Raw genomic sequence first — 15,162 nt, 5'->3', positions numbered from 1 at the left:
GAGCCGGACCCGGCCGCCGATCGGACAGCCCAGCGCCCGATCGGCGGCCGGCGCGCATTACCACAGGGATCGGCGAGCAGGGAACCTTGGCAGGGGGCATGGTCTCCTGCCTTACGGGTGGCAGGTGTCCCCTTGTAGCGTGGGCGCGGGGACCAGACGAGCCGAGCCGGGAGTGGGCGCATGCGCTGGAAGGTCAACTCGGAAGATCCGCTCTACACCGACCGGTGGCTGGACGTCCGGCTGGCCGATGTCGAGCTTCCCGACGGCACCCGCATAGGCCACCGGCTCATCCGCATGGCCCCGGGGGCGGGGACCGTGGTCGTCGACGACCGGCGGCGCGTGCTGATGATCTGGCGGCACCGCTTCATCACCGACTCCTGGGGGTGGGAGATCCCCGGCGGCCTGGTGGAGCCGGGGGAGGAGCCGATCGCCGCCGCCGCGCGCGAGGTCTTCGAGGAGACGGGCTGGCGCCCCGGGCCGCTGCGTCCCATGTTGACGCTGCAGCCCCTCAACGGCATCTCCGACTGCGAGCATCACATCTTCCGCGCGGACGGCGCCGTCCGCGTCGGCCCGCCGCTGGACGGCTCGGAGGCCGCGCGCGTCGACTGGGTGCCCGTGGCCGACGTCCGCGGCCTGATCGACAAGCGCGAGATCGTCGCCGGCTTCACGATGGCAGCCCTCCTCTACCTGCTCGGCGGGTCCTGACCTGTTCGCCCCGGACACGCCGACCGGAGCGAGGCCGTCGGCACGACAGCGATCTGTCGTCCCCACCTTTGGTCACCACGCCCGGCGCCCGGAAAGGACAAAACCGGCGGAAGTGTAATTTCCCCCCAAGAACCCACTACCGGGTTCTTGTATCCCGGAGGGGGACACGCCCAACCGGAGGGACGCACCCCCCGGCCTGGCGCGCCGCGACGCACCCGTGCCGCGATCATTAATCGGTTGCGGGCAGTGTGTGCGGTCTGGCGTTATTGAAGGGTCAGGAGTGTTTTCCGGAGGGAGGCGGCGCGGCATGGTGTACAGCGAGGTGGCGGGTGGGCGTGCGCCCATCCGGATGTGGGCCGACCCCGGGCAGGTCGAGGACCAGGCGATGCGGCAGTTGCGCAACGTCGCCAACCTTCCCTGGACGCATGGTGTCGCGGTGATGCCGGACGTGCACTACGGCATGGGGGCCACCGTGGGCTCGGTGATCGCGATGCGTGACGCGGTGTCGCCGGCGGCGGTCGGCGTGGACATCGGGTGCGGGATGAGCGCGGTGAAGACCTCGCTGAAGGTTCAGGACCTTCCGGACAACCTGCCGTATCTGCGGTCGCGGCTGGAGCAGGCGATCCCGGTCGGGTTCCACGCGCACAAGCGCCCGGTGAACCCGTCCTCGCTGCACGGGTTCCCGACGGCCGACTGGGCGGGGTTCTGGAAGAACTTCGACGCGCTGGCGCCGGCGGTCCGGGGACGCCGTGACAGGGCCGAGGTCCAGATGGGCACGCTCGGCGGCGGGAACCACTTCCTCGAGGTGTGCTCCGACGACGAGGGCGCGGTGTGGGTGGTGTTGCACTCGGGGTCGCGCAACATCGGCAAGGAACTGGCCGAGCATCACATCGAGCAGGCGCGCGGGCTGCCGCACAACCAGGATCTGCCCGACCGCGACCTGGCGGTGTTCGTGGCGGGAACGGCGAAGATGGAGGCCTACCGCCGCGACCTGTTCTGGGCGCAGGACTACGCGCGGCGCAACCGCGCGATCATGATGGCGCTCGCCTGCGGCGTGCTGCGCAAGCACTTCGCCGGCATCACCTTCGAGCAGCCGATCTCCTGCCACCACAACTACGTGGCGGAGGAGACCTATGACGGTGTGGACCTGCTGGTCACCCGGAAGGGGGCCATCCGGGCAGGAGGCGGGGAACTCGGCATCATCCCCGGGTCCATGGCCACCGGAACCTACATCGTGAAGGGACTCGGCAACGCGAAGGCGTTCAACTCCGCGTCGCACGGGGCGGGGCGGAAGATGAGCCGGACGAAGGCGAAGAAGACCTTCACCGTGGGTGATCTGGAGGCGCAGACCAGCGGGGTGGAGTGCCGCAAGGACGCCGGCGTGCTGGACGAGATCCCGGGTGCCTACAAGGACATCGAGTCGGTCATGGCCGCCCAGACCGACCTGGTCGAGGTCGTCGCCCACCTCCGCCAGATCATTTGCGTCAAGGGCTGAGCACCCGGCTTGGTTCGCGGAAGGCAAGCCCTTCGCGGGGCGAACCATTCCATGTAAGGCCGTGATTCAGGGACGTTGTGGAAGACATGCCCACGCCTTCTGGGGTGACCTGCGGTCGCCGGGGACCATCTCGCCCAGAGGATGGAGAAAGCGGGGTCAACGCCGTTGAATCCGCGGGGGGCAGGGGTGTGTGCTTGCGGCGTCGACCGTCTAGTGTGAAACGAGTTTCACGTCCACCGCGCGGCCCGCGCCGGCACGTCACCGGACCCGCGTCCAGGACGGTGCCGCCACGGCGCCGGGCCGGGCGCCCGCCGCCGTAACCTCGGCGCCGCGACACGCACGCAAGGAGGGCCTTCCGGTGCTCGTTGACTCGTTCGGGCGAGTGGCGACCGACCTGAGGGTCTCGCTGACCGACAGGTGCAACCTGCGCTGCTCGTACTGCATGCCCCCGGAGGGCCTCGAGTGGCTGCCCAAGCCCGAGCTGCTCACCGCGGACGAGATCTGCAGGCTCGTGGCGATCGGCGTCGAACGGCTGGGCATCACCGAGGTCCGCCTCACCGGGGGCGAGCCCCTGCTGCGCCGCGAGCTCGTGGAGATCGTCGGGCGCGTGGCGGCGCTGCGGCCGCGTCCGCATTTGTCGGTCACCTCCAACGGCATCGGCCTGGCCCGTCTCGCCGGGCCCCTGGCCGAGGCCGGGCTCGACCGGGTGAACGTCTCGCTGGACACCCTCGACCGGGAGACCTTCGTCCGGCTCGCGCGCCGCGACCGGCTGGGGGACGTCCTGGCGGGCCTGGCCGCCGCCGAGGCCGCGGGGCTGCGCCCGGTGAAGGTCAACGCGGTGCTCATGCGCGGCGTCAACGACCACGAGGCCGTCCCGCTGCTGCGCTTCTGCCTGGAGCGCGGCTACGAGCCGCGGTTCATCGAGCAGATGCCCCTGGACGCCCAGCATGGCTGGCGCCGCGAGGACATGGTGACCGCCGACGAGATCCTCGCCAGGCTCACCGAGGAGTTCGCGCTCACCCCGGACGACCCCGCGGCGCGCGGCAGCGCCCCGGCCGAGATCTTCCTGGTGGACGGCGGGCCCGCGCGGGTCGGGGTCATCGGCTCGGTGACCCGCCCGTTCTGCGGCGCCTGCGACCGCGTGCGCCTGACCGCCGACGGCCAGATCCGCAACTGCCTGTTCGCCACCGAGGAGTCCGACCTGCGCGGCGCGATGCGCGCCGGCGCCTCGGACGGCGAACTCGCCGCGCGGTGGGCCGCCGCCGTCCGCGGCAAACGCGCGGGGCACGGCATCGACGACGAGGGCTTCCTCCAGCCGGCGCGCCCCATGTCGGCCATCGGCGGCTGACGATGCCTCCCGGGGGCGGCGTGGACGCGGGGGATCACCGGCCCTCCGCGGCCCTCTACGGCCCCTCTGGCCGCACCCGGCCGCCGGGGGAGGTGCGGGACGTCGCCGGGGTTCCCGTGGGTTCGTGCGGCCCCTACGACGCGGTGGTGCTGGCAGGCGGCGAGGCGCGCAGGCTCGGGGCGTTCGCGGGGGGCGACAAGCCGGGGGTCACCGTCGGCGGGACGACGCTCATCGCGCGGGTCGCGGCCGCGGTCTCCGGTGCCGCCCGCCTGATCGTGGTCGGCCCGGCGCGTCCCGGCCTGCCCCGCGCCGAGTTCGTCCGCGAGGATCCGCCCGGCGGCGGCCCGGTCCCGGCCGCGCGCGCGGGGCTGGCGCGGGTGTCGGCCCCGTGGACCGCGCTGCTGGCCGCCGACCTGCCGTTCCTGCTGCCGCGTCACCTCGCCGCGCTGCGCGAGGCGGCCGGGAGCGGGCCGGGGGCCGTGCTGGTGGACGACGAGGGCCGCGAGCAGTGGCTCACCGGCGTCTGGCGCACCGACGCGCTCACCGCCGCGCTGGCCGCGTACGCGGGGCGGTCGCTGCGCGGGGTGCTCGGGCCGCTCGAACCGGTGCGGCTCGGCCCGCCGGTGTGGGACGGGGAACGGGTTCCGTGGTTCGATTGCGACACGATCGACGATGTGAAAGACGCGAGAAGGCGGTTCACTCCCACGTCCGGCGAGTCATGATTCATCGGCGGATGCACGGGAAAGCCGTTTTGGCCCGTACGAATATCACCGGAGGAAAGGGACACGATGAATGTGCTGGCCGAGTGGACGGCGCTCGTCTGCAAGGAACTCGGTGTCGACCCGGAAAAAGTGGATCGCGACGCGGTTCTCGATCTGACCCGGGACGTGGCCCACGGCGTCGCCCGTCCGGCCGCGCCGCTGACCGCGTACCTGCTCGGGCTGGCCCAGGGAGCTGGGACCGCGTCGCCGGACGCGCTGGACAGGCTCTCGACGCTGGCCCGCAACTGGGGGCAGGCCACGGCCGAGACTTTGGGCGATCACTGAGACGTCCTGAACATCCGGAAAATCGATTCAACGAATGTTTTCCCGAGAAATGGACGACGCCGGGTGGTTACGGGGGCAAACCACCCGGCGTCGCTTCATCGGCGTTCCGACGGGGGCCCGGAACGCCGGCACGAGCGCTCCGACGGGGGACCAGAGCGCTTGTCTAAAGCGTACACCTACAACCCATGGGGTGCGTCAAGAGTTTGTCACGACCCGATCTCGCGTCGGTGGTGTGGTATCTCGCTTTGGTTAGGTGTGTCCCCGTCAAAGGCCGAGGTCACGCCACGAGTCGGCTGGTTCGCCCCGATGACGGCGATGTACGGCAGGAAGATCGCTCCCGCGACGAGCAACGCCCTGACAGGCCACGGGACGGTGAGCACGACCGCCAGGACGAGGCATACCAATCGGATCCCCATCTGGACGAAATACCGCTTCTCGCGTCGGCCGATGTCCGAGGACAGGGACGGCTGCGCGTCGGTGACCTGGTGCACGACGGTGCGGCGGCGCCATAGCTTCACAACTTCCACGGTAGACCCCGGGGTGGCCGGAGTGTTCCGCGCGCCCGTCCCGGACGGTGTATACGATCAAGGACGACGGTGAGGAGAGTGGGATGAGCGATCGTACGTACCGCGTGACCGAGATCGTCGGCACGTCCCCCGAGAGCGTCGACCAGGCGATTCGCAACGGCATCCGCCGAGCGGCCCAGACTCTGCGCCACCTGGACTGGTTCGAGGTCACCGAGGTCCGCGGCAGCATCCAGGACGGCGAGATCGCCCACTACCAGGTGGGCCTGAAGGTCGGCTTCCGCCTCGAGGACTCCTGACTCAGGTCCTGACACCGCTCGCGGCGGCCCCCGAGGCCGCCGCCGGGCGACTCCCGGCGGCGGGGGGATCAGCGGATCATCGGCGGATCAGTTGGCCTGGCTGACCGTCGACATGTTGAAATCGGGCACGCGCAGCGGGGGCATGATCGCCCGGGTGAAGTAGTCGCTCCACTCGCGGGGCAGGGTGTGCTCCTCGCGCCCGACCTCGGTCATCCGGTCCAGCAGGCCGACCGGGCTCTCGTTGAAGCGGAAGTTGTTGACCTCGCCGACGACCTCGCCCTTCTCGACGAGGTACACGCCGTCGCGCGTGAGGCCGGTCAGCAGCAGCGACTGCGGGTCCACCTCGCGGATGTACCAGAGGCAGGTCAGCAGCAGGCCGCGCTCGGTCGAGGCGATCATCTCCTCCAGCGAGCGGCCGTCCCCGGGCCCTTCCATGATCAGGTTGTCGATGCCCGGGGTCGTCGCCAGCCCGGTGAGCTCGGCGGAGTGGCGGGTCTGCAGCAGCGCCGACAGCGACCCGTCGTGGATCCAGTCGGTCGACGACAGCGGCAGGCCGTTGTCGAACACCGACCGCTGCCGGCCGCCCGCGTGCGCGATCACGAACGGGGCGCATTCGATGCCGCGCGCCGCCGGGTCGCTGTAGAGCCGCACGGGGGAGCCCGACAACGACTCGCCCACGCGCGTCGCGCCGTCCGGCTTGGAGAACACCGTGCGGCCGTCCGCGGCGTCCCTGGCGCCCGCCGACCAGTAGAGGTAGATCATCAGGTCGGCGACCGACGACGGCGGGAGGAGCGTCTCGTACCGCCCCGGCGGCAGGTCGACCCGGCGCTTGGCCCATTCCAGGCGGCGCGCCAGCGTGGCGTCCAGGGCGGCGACGTCGACGTCGGTGAAGTCCCGGGTGGCCACGCCCGCCCAGGCCGAGCGCGCCATGTCGGGGGACTTGGCGTTCAGCTCCAGCCGGCCCGTGGGCTGGTCGTGGCGCAGCCGCAGCCCCGTGGAGGAGCCGAGGAACGTCGTGGTGAGCAGGTGCTCGGCGAAGCCGTACAGCTTGCGGTCGCCGGTCTCGGCCACCGCGAAGGCCTCGCCGAGCGCCGGGGCGAAGTCGCCGAACACGCCGATCGAGGTCGGCTCCGCCGGGGCGTCCCAGTCGGGCGACACCGCCGCGCCGACGAGCGGGCGGGCGTCCTCGGCGGGCGGCGCCTCACGCGAGGCGAGGTCGGCCGCGGCGACGACGTCGGCGAGCTGGTCGGGGCGCACGGCGGAGCGCGACACGACGCCGACCCCCTTGCCGGTCACCGAGATCACGGTCAGGCGCGAGGACCGGCTCACGCCGTTGGTGGTGAGCGTGTTGCCGGCGTAGCGGAGGTTCGCGGAGGACCCCTCGTCGACGATCACGACGCAGTCGTCGGCCCCGCTCAGGGCGAGGGCACGCTCGACGGTCTCCTGGGGAGTCACTTTCCACCCTCCTGGACGGTGTTGAGGATCTTGACCCCGCGGAACAGCGCCGACGGGCATCCGTGGCTGACCGGCGCCACCTGGCCCGGCTGGCCCTTCCCGCAGTTCATGGCGCCGCCCAGCACGTAGGTCTGCGGGCCGCCGACGGCCTCCATGGAGCGCCAGAAGTCGGTGGTGGTGGCCTGGTAGGCGACGTCGCGCACCTGGCCGGTGACGCGGCCGCCCTCGATGAGGTAGAACCGCTGGCCGGTGAACTGGAAGTTGTAGCGCTGCATGTCGATCGACCAGCTCTTGTCGCCCATGATGAAGATGCCCCGCTCGACGCGGGAGATCAGCTCCTCGGTCGAGGGGCCGTCGGCGGCGGGCATCAGCGAGACGTTGGCCATGCGCTGGAGCGGCACGTGTCCGGGCGAGTCGGCGAACGCGCACCCGTTGGACCCGCCGAGCCCCTTCAACAGCGCCATGCGCCGGTCGAGCTGGTAGCCCACCAGCCGCCCCTCGCGCACGATGTCGAACCGCCGCGTCGCCACGCCCTCGTCGTCGTAGCCGATCGTGGCCAGGCCGTGCTCGGCGGTGCGGTCGCCGGTGACGTTCATGATCGACGAGCCGTACCGCAGCGTTCCGAGCTTGTCGAACGTCGCGAAGCTCGTCCCCGCGTAGGCTGCCTCGTAGCCGAGGGCGCGGTCCAGCTCGGTGGCGTGGCCGATCGACTCGTGGATCGTGAGCCACAGGTTGGACGGGTGGATGACCAGGTCGTAGTCGCCCGCCTCGACGGAGGGCGCCTTGAGCTTCTCCTCCAGCAGCTCCGGCAGGATCGCCACCTCGGAGGGGAAGTCCCAGCCGGTTCCCGTGAGGTACTCGTACCCGCGCGCCGACGGCGGGGCCAGCGTGCGCATGTCGTCGAAGCGCCCTTCGGCGGCCCGCATCACCGTGAGCACCGGATGCGTCCTGACCCGCTGCTGGGTGGTGTCGGTGCCGGCGGTGTCGGCGTAGAACTTCTGCTCCTTGACCTGCATCAGCGAGGCGGCGACGTGGTCGACCCGCGGGTCCTTCAGCAGGCCGGAGGACCAGTCGGCCAGCAGGGCGACCTTCTGTTTCAACGGCACGGTGAACGGGTCGACCTCGTAGGGCGACACCCACGTCGCCCCGGCGTACACCGGCTCGGCAGCCAGCTCGACCGGCTCACGGTTGACGGCGGCGGCCACCCGGGCGACCTCGACGGCCTGCTCGGCGACCTCCGCGGCCGCCTCCGGCGTCAGTAGGATGCCCGCGGCGAAGCCCCAGGTGCCGTCGCGGATGACGCGCACGGCGTACCCGAGGTCGTCGGCGTCCATGGACCCTTCGAGCCGGGCGTCGAAGAGGCTCAGGGTCTCGCCGCGCACCCGTTCCAGCCGGAAGTCGGCGTGCTCGGCGCCCAGGTCACGGGCACGCTGCAGGGCGGCGTCCGCCAGCTGCCGCAGCGGCAGGGCGAGAAAGTCCGGATCGATCTGGCGCATGTCCACGATCCTAACCCCGTGATCTTGTACGGCGCGGATAAGGATTTACCTGCGAGTAAGCGATAGCGTCGTGCTCATGGCTCGATCAGTACTCGTAACCGGCGGCAACCGCGGGATCGGCCTCTCGATCGCCCGCGAACTGGCCGCCGCCGGTGACGCCGTCGCCGTCACCTACCGCTCAGGAGAACCCCCCGAGGGCCTGTTCGGGGTGAGGTGCGACGTCACCAGCTCGGAAGACGTGGACACGGCCTTCTCCAAGGCGGAGGCCGAGCACGGGCCCGTCGAGGTCGTGGTGGCCAACGCAGGAATCACCAAGGACACGCTGCTGCCGCTGATGAAGGAGGCGGACTTCACCGGCGTCCTCGACACCAACCTCACCGGCGCCTTCCGCGTCGCCAAGCGCGCCACGCGCGGCATGCTCAAGATGCGCCGGGGCCGCATCATCATGGTCTCCTCGGTGGTCGCGTTGCTCGGCTCGGCCGGCCAGACCAACTACGCCGCCTCCAAGGCGGGCATGATCGGCTTCGCCCGGTCGCTGGCCCGCGAGCTCGGCTCGCGCGGCATCACGGTCAACGTCGTCGCCCCGGGGTTCGTCGAGACCGACATGACGGCCGCGCTCGAATCCGGGCAGCAGGAGGCCATACTCAAGAACGTCCCGCTCGGCCGCGCCGCGACCGCCGCGGACATCGCGCGGGCGGTCAAGTTCCTGGCGAGCGAGGACGCCGCCTACATCACCGGAGCGGTCCTGCCCGTCGACGGCGGCCTGGGAATGGGGCACTGACATGGGAATTCTCGACGGCAAGCGGCTGCTGGTGAGCGGCGTGCTCACCGAGTCCTCGATCGCCTTCTCCGTGGCCAGGCTGGCCCAGGAGCAGGGCGCCCAGGTCGTGCTCACGGGCTTCGGCCGGCTCAGCCTGGTCGAGCGCATCGCCAAGCGGCTGCCCGAGCCGCCCCCGGTGATCGAGCTGGACGTCCAGAACACCGACCACCTCGACACGCTGGCCGGCCGCGTCGGCGAGCACCTCGACGGGCTCGACGGGGTCGTCCACGCCATCGCCTTCGCCCCGCAGACCGCGCTCGGCGGCAACTTCCTCAACACCACCTGGGAGGACGTCTCCACGGCCGTCCAGGTCTCCACGTACTCCTTCAAGTCGCTGGCCGTCGCCTGCCTGCCGCTGATGAAGGAGGGCGGCGCCATCGTCGGCCTCGACTTCGACGCCACCAAGGCCTGGCCGGTGTACGACTGGATGGGCGTGGCCAAGGCGGGCCTGGAGTCGTGCTCGCGCTACCTCGCGCGCGACCTCGGCAAGCACGGCATCCGCGTGAACCTCGTGGCGGCCGGCCCGGTGCGCACCATGGCGGCCAGGTCCATTCCCGGTTTCACCGAGTTCGAAGAGAGCTGGCCGGCCAAGGCCCCCCTCGGGTGGGACCTGACCGATCCCACCCCCACGGCCAAGGCGTGCGTCGCGCTCCTGTCGGACTGGTTCCCCGCCACCACCGGCGAGATCGTCCACGTCGACGGCGGCGTCCACGCGATGGGCACCTGAGACCCAGGAGTCCGGCCGGGACCTGGTCCGGCTGAGACCTAGGCGTCCGGCCGAGGCCCGCCGGGGGCGGCCCGCCCTTCTCCGGCCGGGGGCCAGGGCCGGGTCTCAGGCCAGGCGGTGGCGCCCGTCGGGGCGGCCCAGCCCCTCCAGGGGCATCGTCCTCGGCGCCTCGTCGCGCCTGCGCGCCTGAACGACGCGCGTGGCGAGGATCGCCGAGGCCAGCAGCACCGCCGTGAGCGCCGTCCCGACCGCGTCGTAGGGCCTGCCGGGGGCGACGGCCCGGGCGCCGAGCCGTCCCGCGAGCGTGGGAAGCGGCTGGCCGGGCCACAGCGGCATGATCGGCGGCGCGTCGACGTCCGCGGACGGCGGGGGCGTCACGCGGGGGACCTCGACGGCCCACGAGCCGCCTCCCGGCCGCGCGCCGCCCGAGGGCCCGGACTGCGCCGGCCACAGGGAGGTCGCGGACGGGGCCGGTGTCCGCGAGGGACCTGGGGAGAGGCCGGTGTCCGGTCGGCGAGGGATGGACGAGGCCGCGGGCAGGGTCGGCGCGGCGGGTGTGGAACGGTCCCGGGGGGTGGACGGCCGCGGGGCCGGCGCGTCCTCGTCGCAGTCGGCGGACCCGACCAGCGGCAGGCACGAGGTGTCCACGGGCACCCGGAGCAGCGTGTCGTCGCCTGCGGGCGGGTCGCCGGTGGGCCGCCCGCTGGGCGCGGGGGAGGCGGCCGGAGGCGGCGTGGCGGCGGGGGTGGGCTTGGTGGACGGCTTGGCCGACGGCCCGGCGGAGGGACGGTCGCCGCCGAGCAGCTTGTCGGCCGTCTCGGCGATCGGGCGGGTGATCTCGTCGAGGCCGCCGGTGAGGTGGTCCACCGTTCCGGCGACGTCGTCCAGCAGGCCGCACAGGTCGTCTGTGAGCCCGGACGAAGGGCGGCCGCCTCCGCAGCCGGCCGGGCGCTCCGGCGACGCCGCGGCGGGCGCCGCCCCCAGGAGCGCGGTCACCCCGCTCAGCGCCAGCGTCAGCGCTCCCGCCGATACGACGGTCGTGCCCTTGCGCATGCTTCCCTCCATCTTCCTCGTGCGGCGCGGGCCGCCGGGCTCCCCTCCCCGCCGACCCTCGTCAATCGTGTAACTCCGCGTCCGTCATTCCAGTAAAAGGTGCGATTCGGTACCGACTAGTGATACGTGAGGAGGATTCCCGTTCACCGTGTCGTGACGGCCGGTGACGGACCGGTGAACGCGTCCTCAGTCGGTGGCGGAGACGTCGTCCAGGGCCTCGCGGATCTCCATCGGCAACGTGAGGGCCTCGGCCTGCAGGGTGCCCTTGAGCTGGGCGTGCGTGCGGGCTCCGACGATGGCGGCGGCCACGCCCGGCTGGTCGCGCACCCAGGCCAGCGCCACCGCCAGCGGCGAGACCCCGAGCCCGTCGGCGGCGGTGGTCACCGACTCGACCACGCGGCGGCACCGCTCGTCGAGGTACGGCTGGACGAAGTCGGCGAAGTGCGGCGTCGCGGCCCGCGAGTCGGCCGGTATGCCCACGCGGTACTTGCCCGTCAGCACCCCCCGCCCGAGCGGCGACCAGGCCAGCAGGCCCGCGCCGACGTGCTCGGCCGCGGCCAGGACCTCGCGCTCGGCGTCCCTGGCCAGCAGGGAGTACTCGACCTGGACCGACACGATCGGCGCGCGGGAGGGCGCCGAGCGCTGCCAGACGCCGGCGGCGGCGACCTGCCACCCGGCGTAGTTGCACACCCCGGCGTACATCGTTCGGCCGGAGGAGACGGCGGTGTCGACCGCGGCCAGCGTCTCCTCCAAGGGCACCTCGGGGTCGAAGGCGTGAAGCTGCCACAGGTCGACGTCGTCGACCCCCAGCCGGTCCAGCGAGGCGTCCAGCGCCGAGATCAGGCTCCTGCGCGAGGCGTCGCGCGAGCGCGGCCCGTGCGGCGTCAGGACCGCCTTGGTGGCGATGACGACGTCCGAGCGCGGCACCGACCCGCGCAGCAGGCGGCCGAGCAGCCGCTCGGCGTCGCCCCCCGCGTACACGTCGGCGGTGTCGACGAGCGTGCCCCCGGCCTCGGCGAACTCGACGAGCTGCGCGGTGGCCTCCTCAGGCCCCGTGTCGCGCCCCCAGGTCATCGTGCCGAGCCCCACCCTCGACACCGAAAGACCGCTGCGCCCGACCAATCGCTGATCCATGATCTGGCCACGTTACCGTGCCGGGCCTCCCACCGGCCGGGAAGCCCCCGGACGCGCCCGGGAGGGCCCGTGCGAGAGAGGGTCCCGGCGATTCCTTCACCCGGTCATCGTCGCGTCGTCACCGCGCCCGGCTCACCAGGGGGCGGCGCTGCCCTAGGCTGGCGCCCACTATGGACGCACTGCAAGCGATCGTGCTCGGCATCGTGCAGGGTCTCACCGAGTTCCTGCCGATCTCGAGCTCAGCCCACCTGCTCATCGTTCCCCGGCTGTTCGGCTGGTCCGACCCGGGCGCCGCCTTCACCGCCGTGATCCAGCTCGGCACCATGCTCGCCGTGGTCATCTACTTCTGGCGCGACATCGTGCGCATCGCCTGGACGTGGCTGCGGAGCCTGTGGACGCCCGAGCTGCGCGGCGAGGTGGACGCGCGCATGGGCTGGTACATCGGGCTGGGGACGATCCCGCTGGGCGTGCTAGGGATCGTGTTCAAGGACGCCATCGAGGGCCCCGCCCGGAACCTGTGGATCAACGCCACCGTGCTGATCGTCTTCGGGCTGCTGCTCCTGCTCGCCGAGCAGATCGGCCGCCAGCGCACCCCTCTCGACTCGCTGACCCTCCGGGACGGGCTGATCATCGGAGGTTTCCAGGCGCTGGCGCTGGTGCCCGGGGCCTCCCGGTCGGGCTCGACGATCACCGGCGGGCTGTTCCTGGGGTTCACCCGCGAGGCCGCGGCCCGCTACTCGTTCCTGCTGTCCATCCCGGCCGTGGTGCTGTCCGGGCTGTTCGAGATGCGGCACCTCGGCGACGGAGGCGGCCCCGACCTGGTTCCCACGGCGATCGCCACCATCGTCTCCTTCGCGGTGGGCTACGCCTCGATCGCCTGGCTTCTCAAGTACATCACCAGGCACTCCATGATGATCTTTGTCACCTATCGCGTATTCATCGGCGCCTTTCTCCTGACTCTGCTGTCCCTAGGGGTGATCACGGCCCAATAAGCTTGGGTTTGTGACCACTTTGCTTCTGGTGCGGCACGGTCTGACGGACATGACCGGGCCCGTGCTCGCCGGCTGGACCCCCGGGGTCCACCTCAGTGAGCGGGGGCGGGAGCAGGCCGAGGCCCTCGCCGCCCGGCTCGCGCCCCTGCATCTGGACGCGATCGTCTCCAGCCCTCTGGAACGCTGCCAGGAGACCGCCTCCGCGGTGCTCCGGGGACGTGACGGAGTGAAGATCGACACCGATGAACGTTTCGGCGAGTGCGGGTACGGCGACTGGACCGGCCGGCCGCTGAAGGAGCTCGCTCAGGAGCCGCTGTGGCGGGTCGTGCAGCAGCACCCGAGCGCCGCCGTCTTCCCGGGCGGAGAGTCCCTCGCCGGGGTCCAGCGCCGCGCGGTCGCGGCCGTGCGGCACTGGAACGAGAAGCTGGGCGAGAAGGCGACGTACCTGGTCTGCAGCCACGGAGACGTCATCAAGGCCATCGTGGCCGACGCGATGGGCGTCCACCTGGACCAGTTCCAGCGCGTCACCGCCGACCCGGCCTCCCTCACGGCCATCCGCTACACCCCCCTGCGGCCGTTCGTCCTGAGGGTCAACGATGTGGGAGGCGGGGTCGAAAATCTCATCCCCCCGCCGCCCGGGCCTGAGGGTTCGGAGCAGGAAGACGGGGCAGAAAATTCCACCGAGAGCGACGCCGCTGTCGGCGGCGGAGCCGGGACCACGTAAGGTCGGGCTATGCCGGTCTTCGACTACGATCCGCCAGAAAGGTTCGTGGCCGGTGCCGTTGGGCAACCGGGATCACGCGCCTTCTTTCTGCAAGCCCGTGGTCAGGGGCGCCTGACGACCGTCGGGCTGGAGAAGTTCCAGGTCGCGGTCCTGGCCGATCGGCTCGACGAGCTGCTCGACGAGGTGCTGCGCCGCAGCGGGGGCACCGCGCCCGTGCCGGCCATGGCGCCGGTGGAGCTCGCCGACAAGGCCCCCCTCGACCTTCCCATCGAGGAGGACTTCCGGGTGGGCACCATGGCCCTCGCCTGGGACCCCGACACCGCGCAGGTCGTCATCGAGGCCCAGGAGGCCACCGACGAGGACGAGGAGCGGCCGGAGGACGAGCTCGACCGTCCCGAGTCCACGGTCCTGCGGGTCCACATCAGCGCCGCCTCGGCCCGGGCGTTCACCCAGCGGGCCCTGGAGATCGTCGCGGCGGGCCGGCCGCCCTGCCCCCTGTGCGGGCAGCCGCTCGACGCCGAAGGCCACATCTGCGTCCGTCTGAACGGCCACCGGGGGGACCGTACGTGAGTGCAGAGAGCGACCCCCGGCTCAGCAGCCTCCCCGGTGCGTCCGGCCTCGACGACGTCACCGCGCTGCGCCTGCTCCGCGAGGGGACCATCGAGGTCGCGGGCCGCCTGGTCGAGGCGACCAACATGACGCTCTACTGCACGATCCGCCTGGACGGCCTGGCCACCGAGTGCGTGTACAAGCCCGTGCGGGGCGAGCGGCCGCTGTGGGACTTCCCCGACGGCACGCTGGCGGCCCGCGAGGTCGCCGCCTTCGAGGTCTCGGCCGCGACCGGCTGGCAGATCGTCCCGCCGAGCGTCCTGCGTGACGGCCCGTTCGGCCCCGGAATGTGCCAGCTCTGGATCGACACCGACCCCGAGGCCGACCTGATGGCCCTGATCCGCAGCCGCAACCCGGCGCTGCGCCGCATGGCCATCTTCGACGCGGTGGTCAACAACGCCGACCGCAAGGGCGGCCACCTGCTCCCGCTGCCCGACGGGCACATCTACGGCGTGGACCACGGCGTGTGCTTCTCCGAGGAGGACAAGCTCCGCACGGTCCTGTGGCAGTGGCGCGGCAAGCCGCTTCCCCGCGAGGCGGTGAACGTCCTGGCCAGGCTCGAACGCGAGATCGAGCGCGGCAGGCTCGGCCGGCGGCTGCGCGAGCTGCTGACACTGGCGGAGGCCGAGGCCACCTGGGAGCGGGTGCGCCGCCTGCTCAGCACGGGCATCCACCCGTACCCCTCCGAGGACTGGCCCGCCATACCCTGGCCGCCCATCTGACCGCGTTCCCGCC

At 71.9% G+C, this 15,162-nt stretch carries 17 protein-coding genes; 12 read left to right on the top strand and 5 right to left on the bottom strand.

Annotation, left to right across the window (positions count from 1 at the left end; all coding sequences use genetic code 11):
* Positions 1 to 180 precede the first annotated feature (180 nt).
* From AB0H21_RS27035 to AB0H21_RS27015, 5 genes are all read left to right on the top strand, one after another.
* Positions 181 to 705, top strand: a complete 525-nt coding sequence (locus AB0H21_RS27035; protein ID WP_358521713.1) for an NUDIX hydrolase — start codon at positions 181 to 183, stop codon at positions 703 to 705.
* A gap of 307 nt (positions 706 to 1,012) precedes the next feature.
* Positions 1,013 to 2,200: an RtcB family protein gene (locus AB0H21_RS27030; protein ID WP_358521711.1), complete on the top strand. Its 1,188-nt coding sequence runs from the start codon at positions 1,013 to 1,015 to the stop codon at positions 2,198 to 2,200.
* A gap of 358 nt (positions 2,201 to 2,558) precedes the next feature.
* Positions 2,559 to 3,548, top strand: a complete 990-nt coding sequence (gene moaA / locus AB0H21_RS27025) for a GTP 3',8-cyclase MoaA (RefSeq protein WP_358521708.1) — start codon at positions 2,559 to 2,561, stop codon at positions 3,546 to 3,548.
* 116 nt (positions 3,549 to 3,664) lie between these two features.
* Positions 3,665 to 4,270, top strand: a complete 606-nt coding sequence (locus AB0H21_RS27020; RefSeq protein ID WP_358522026.1) for an NTP transferase domain-containing protein — start codon at positions 3,665 to 3,667, stop codon at positions 4,268 to 4,270.
* 66 nt (positions 4,271 to 4,336) lie between these two features.
* Positions 4,337 to 4,594 carry a DUF6457 domain-containing protein gene (locus AB0H21_RS27015; protein ID WP_358521705.1) on the top strand — a complete coding sequence of 86 codons (258 nt, stop codon included), beginning with the start codon at positions 4,337 to 4,339 and terminating at the stop codon, positions 4,592 to 4,594.
* Positions 4,595 to 4,800: 206 nt separating this feature from the next.
* Here the strand turns inward: AB0H21_RS27015 and AB0H21_RS27010 are convergent, their stop codons facing one another.
* A complete protein-coding gene (locus AB0H21_RS27010) occupies positions 4,801 to 5,112 on the bottom strand; it encodes a DUF3099 domain-containing protein (RefSeq protein ID WP_358521703.1) in 312 nt (103 codons plus the stop codon).
* Between the two features lie 92 nt (positions 5,113 to 5,204).
* Here AB0H21_RS27010 and AB0H21_RS27005 point away from each other — a divergent pair, with 92 nt between their 5' ends.
* On the top strand, positions 5,205 to 5,417 hold the full coding sequence (locus tag AB0H21_RS27005; protein WP_358521701.1) for a dodecin: 213 nt from the start codon (positions 5,205 to 5,207) through the stop codon (positions 5,415 to 5,417).
* Between the two features lie 87 nt (positions 5,418 to 5,504).
* Here the strand turns inward: AB0H21_RS27005 and AB0H21_RS27000 are convergent, their stop codons facing one another.
* Positions 5,505 to 6,872, bottom strand: a complete 1,368-nt coding sequence (locus AB0H21_RS27000) for a metallopeptidase TldD-related protein (RefSeq protein ID WP_358521700.1) — start codon at positions 6,870 to 6,872, stop codon at positions 5,505 to 5,507.
* A complete protein-coding gene (locus AB0H21_RS26995) occupies positions 6,869 to 8,368 on the bottom strand; it encodes a TldD/PmbA family protein (protein WP_358521699.1) in 1,500 nt (499 codons plus the stop codon). Before AB0H21_RS26995 ends, AB0H21_RS27000 begins: the two co-directional genes overlap by 4 nt.
* Before the next feature lie 76 nt (positions 8,369 to 8,444).
* Between AB0H21_RS26995 and fabG the strand changes: the two genes are divergently transcribed.
* Complete coding sequence (gene fabG, locus AB0H21_RS26990; RefSeq protein ID WP_358521697.1) at positions 8,445 to 9,149, top strand: 3-oxoacyl-ACP reductase FabG; 705 nt, start codon at positions 8,445 to 8,447, stop codon at positions 9,147 to 9,149.
* Between the two features lies 1 nt (position 9,150).
* Positions 9,151 to 9,915, top strand: a complete 765-nt coding sequence (gene fabI, locus AB0H21_RS26985) for an enoyl-ACP reductase FabI (RefSeq protein ID WP_358521694.1) — start codon at positions 9,151 to 9,153, stop codon at positions 9,913 to 9,915.
* A gap of 105 nt (positions 9,916 to 10,020) precedes the next feature.
* Here the strand turns inward: fabI and AB0H21_RS26980 are convergent, their stop codons facing one another.
* Entirely contained in the window at positions 10,021 to 10,968 is a 948-nt protein-coding gene (locus tag AB0H21_RS26980; RefSeq protein ID WP_358521693.1) for a hypothetical protein, read from the bottom strand.
* A gap of 186 nt (positions 10,969 to 11,154) precedes the next feature.
* Complete coding sequence (locus tag AB0H21_RS26975) at positions 11,155 to 12,102, bottom strand: aldo/keto reductase (protein WP_358521691.1); 948 nt, start codon at positions 12,100 to 12,102, stop codon at positions 11,155 to 11,157.
* 170 nt (positions 12,103 to 12,272) lie between these two features.
* On the opposite strand from AB0H21_RS26975, the gene AB0H21_RS26970 reads away from it, so the two are divergent.
* From AB0H21_RS26970 to AB0H21_RS26955, 4 genes are read left to right on the top strand one after another with little or no spacing between them, the layout of a single operon-like run.
* Positions 12,273 to 13,094, top strand: a complete 822-nt coding sequence (locus AB0H21_RS26970; RefSeq protein WP_358521688.1) for an undecaprenyl-diphosphate phosphatase — start codon at positions 12,273 to 12,275, stop codon at positions 13,092 to 13,094.
* A gap of 10 nt (positions 13,095 to 13,104) precedes the next feature.
* On the top strand, positions 13,105 to 13,818 hold the full coding sequence (locus AB0H21_RS26965; RefSeq protein ID WP_358521685.1) for a histidine phosphatase family protein: 714 nt from the start codon (positions 13,105 to 13,107) through the stop codon (positions 13,816 to 13,818).
* A 9-nt stretch (positions 13,819 to 13,827) separates the two neighbouring features.
* Entirely contained in the window at positions 13,828 to 14,388 is a 561-nt protein-coding gene (locus tag AB0H21_RS26960; protein ID WP_358521683.1) for a DUF3090 domain-containing protein, read from the top strand.
* A complete protein-coding gene (locus tag AB0H21_RS26955; protein WP_358521681.1) occupies positions 14,385 to 15,149 on the top strand; it encodes an SCO1664 family protein in 765 nt (254 codons plus the stop codon). Before AB0H21_RS26960 ends, AB0H21_RS26955 begins: the two co-directional genes overlap by 4 nt.
* Positions 15,150 to 15,162 lie beyond the last annotated feature (13 nt).

It is taken from the genome of Sphaerisporangium sp. NPDC051011 (genome assembly GCF_040653595.1).
Lineage (GTDB): Bacteria > Actinomycetota > Actinomycetes > Streptosporangiales > Streptosporangiaceae > Sphaerisporangium.
The sequence above is the reverse complement of the archived record's forward strand: the minus strand, read 5'-3'. Positions and strand labels throughout refer to the sequence as shown.

What these genes read in the sequence shown, in the direction of transcription:
- AB0H21_RS26975 (WP_358521691.1), bottom strand. Translation starts at nt 12,102, where the DNA reads ATGGATCAGCGATTGGTCGGGCGCAGCGGTCTTTCGGTGTCGAGGGTG.
- fabI (WP_358521694.1), top strand. Translation starts at nt 9,151, where the DNA reads ATGGGAATTCTCGACGGCAAGCGGCTGCTGGTGAGCGGCGTGCTCACC.
- AB0H21_RS26960 (WP_358521683.1), top strand. Translation starts at nt 13,828, where the DNA reads ATGCCGGTCTTCGACTACGATCCGCCAGAAAGGTTCGTGGCCGGTGCC.
- AB0H21_RS26995 (WP_358521699.1), bottom strand. Translation starts at nt 8,368, where the DNA reads ATGCGCCAGATCGATCCGGACTTTCTCGCCCTGCCGCTGCGGCAGCTG.
- AB0H21_RS27030 (WP_358521711.1), top strand. Translation starts at nt 1,013, where the DNA reads ATGGTGTACAGCGAGGTGGCGGGTGGGCGTGCGCCCATCCGGATGTGG.
- fabG (WP_358521697.1), top strand. Translation starts at nt 8,445, where the DNA reads ATGGCTCGATCAGTACTCGTAACCGGCGGCAACCGCGGGATCGGCCTC.
- AB0H21_RS27015 (WP_358521705.1), top strand. Translation starts at nt 4,337, where the DNA reads ATGAATGTGCTGGCCGAGTGGACGGCGCTCGTCTGCAAGGAACTCGGT.
- AB0H21_RS27035 (WP_358521713.1), top strand. Translation starts at nt 181, where the DNA reads ATGCGCTGGAAGGTCAACTCGGAAGATCCGCTCTACACCGACCGGTGG.
- AB0H21_RS26970 (WP_358521688.1), top strand. Translation starts at nt 12,273, where the DNA reads ATGGACGCACTGCAAGCGATCGTGCTCGGCATCGTGCAGGGTCTCACC.
- AB0H21_RS27005 (WP_358521701.1), top strand. Translation starts at nt 5,205, where the DNA reads ATGAGCGATCGTACGTACCGCGTGACCGAGATCGTCGGCACGTCCCCC.
- AB0H21_RS26980 (WP_358521693.1), bottom strand. Translation starts at nt 10,968, where the DNA reads ATGCGCAAGGGCACGACCGTCGTATCGGCGGGAGCGCTGACGCTGGCG.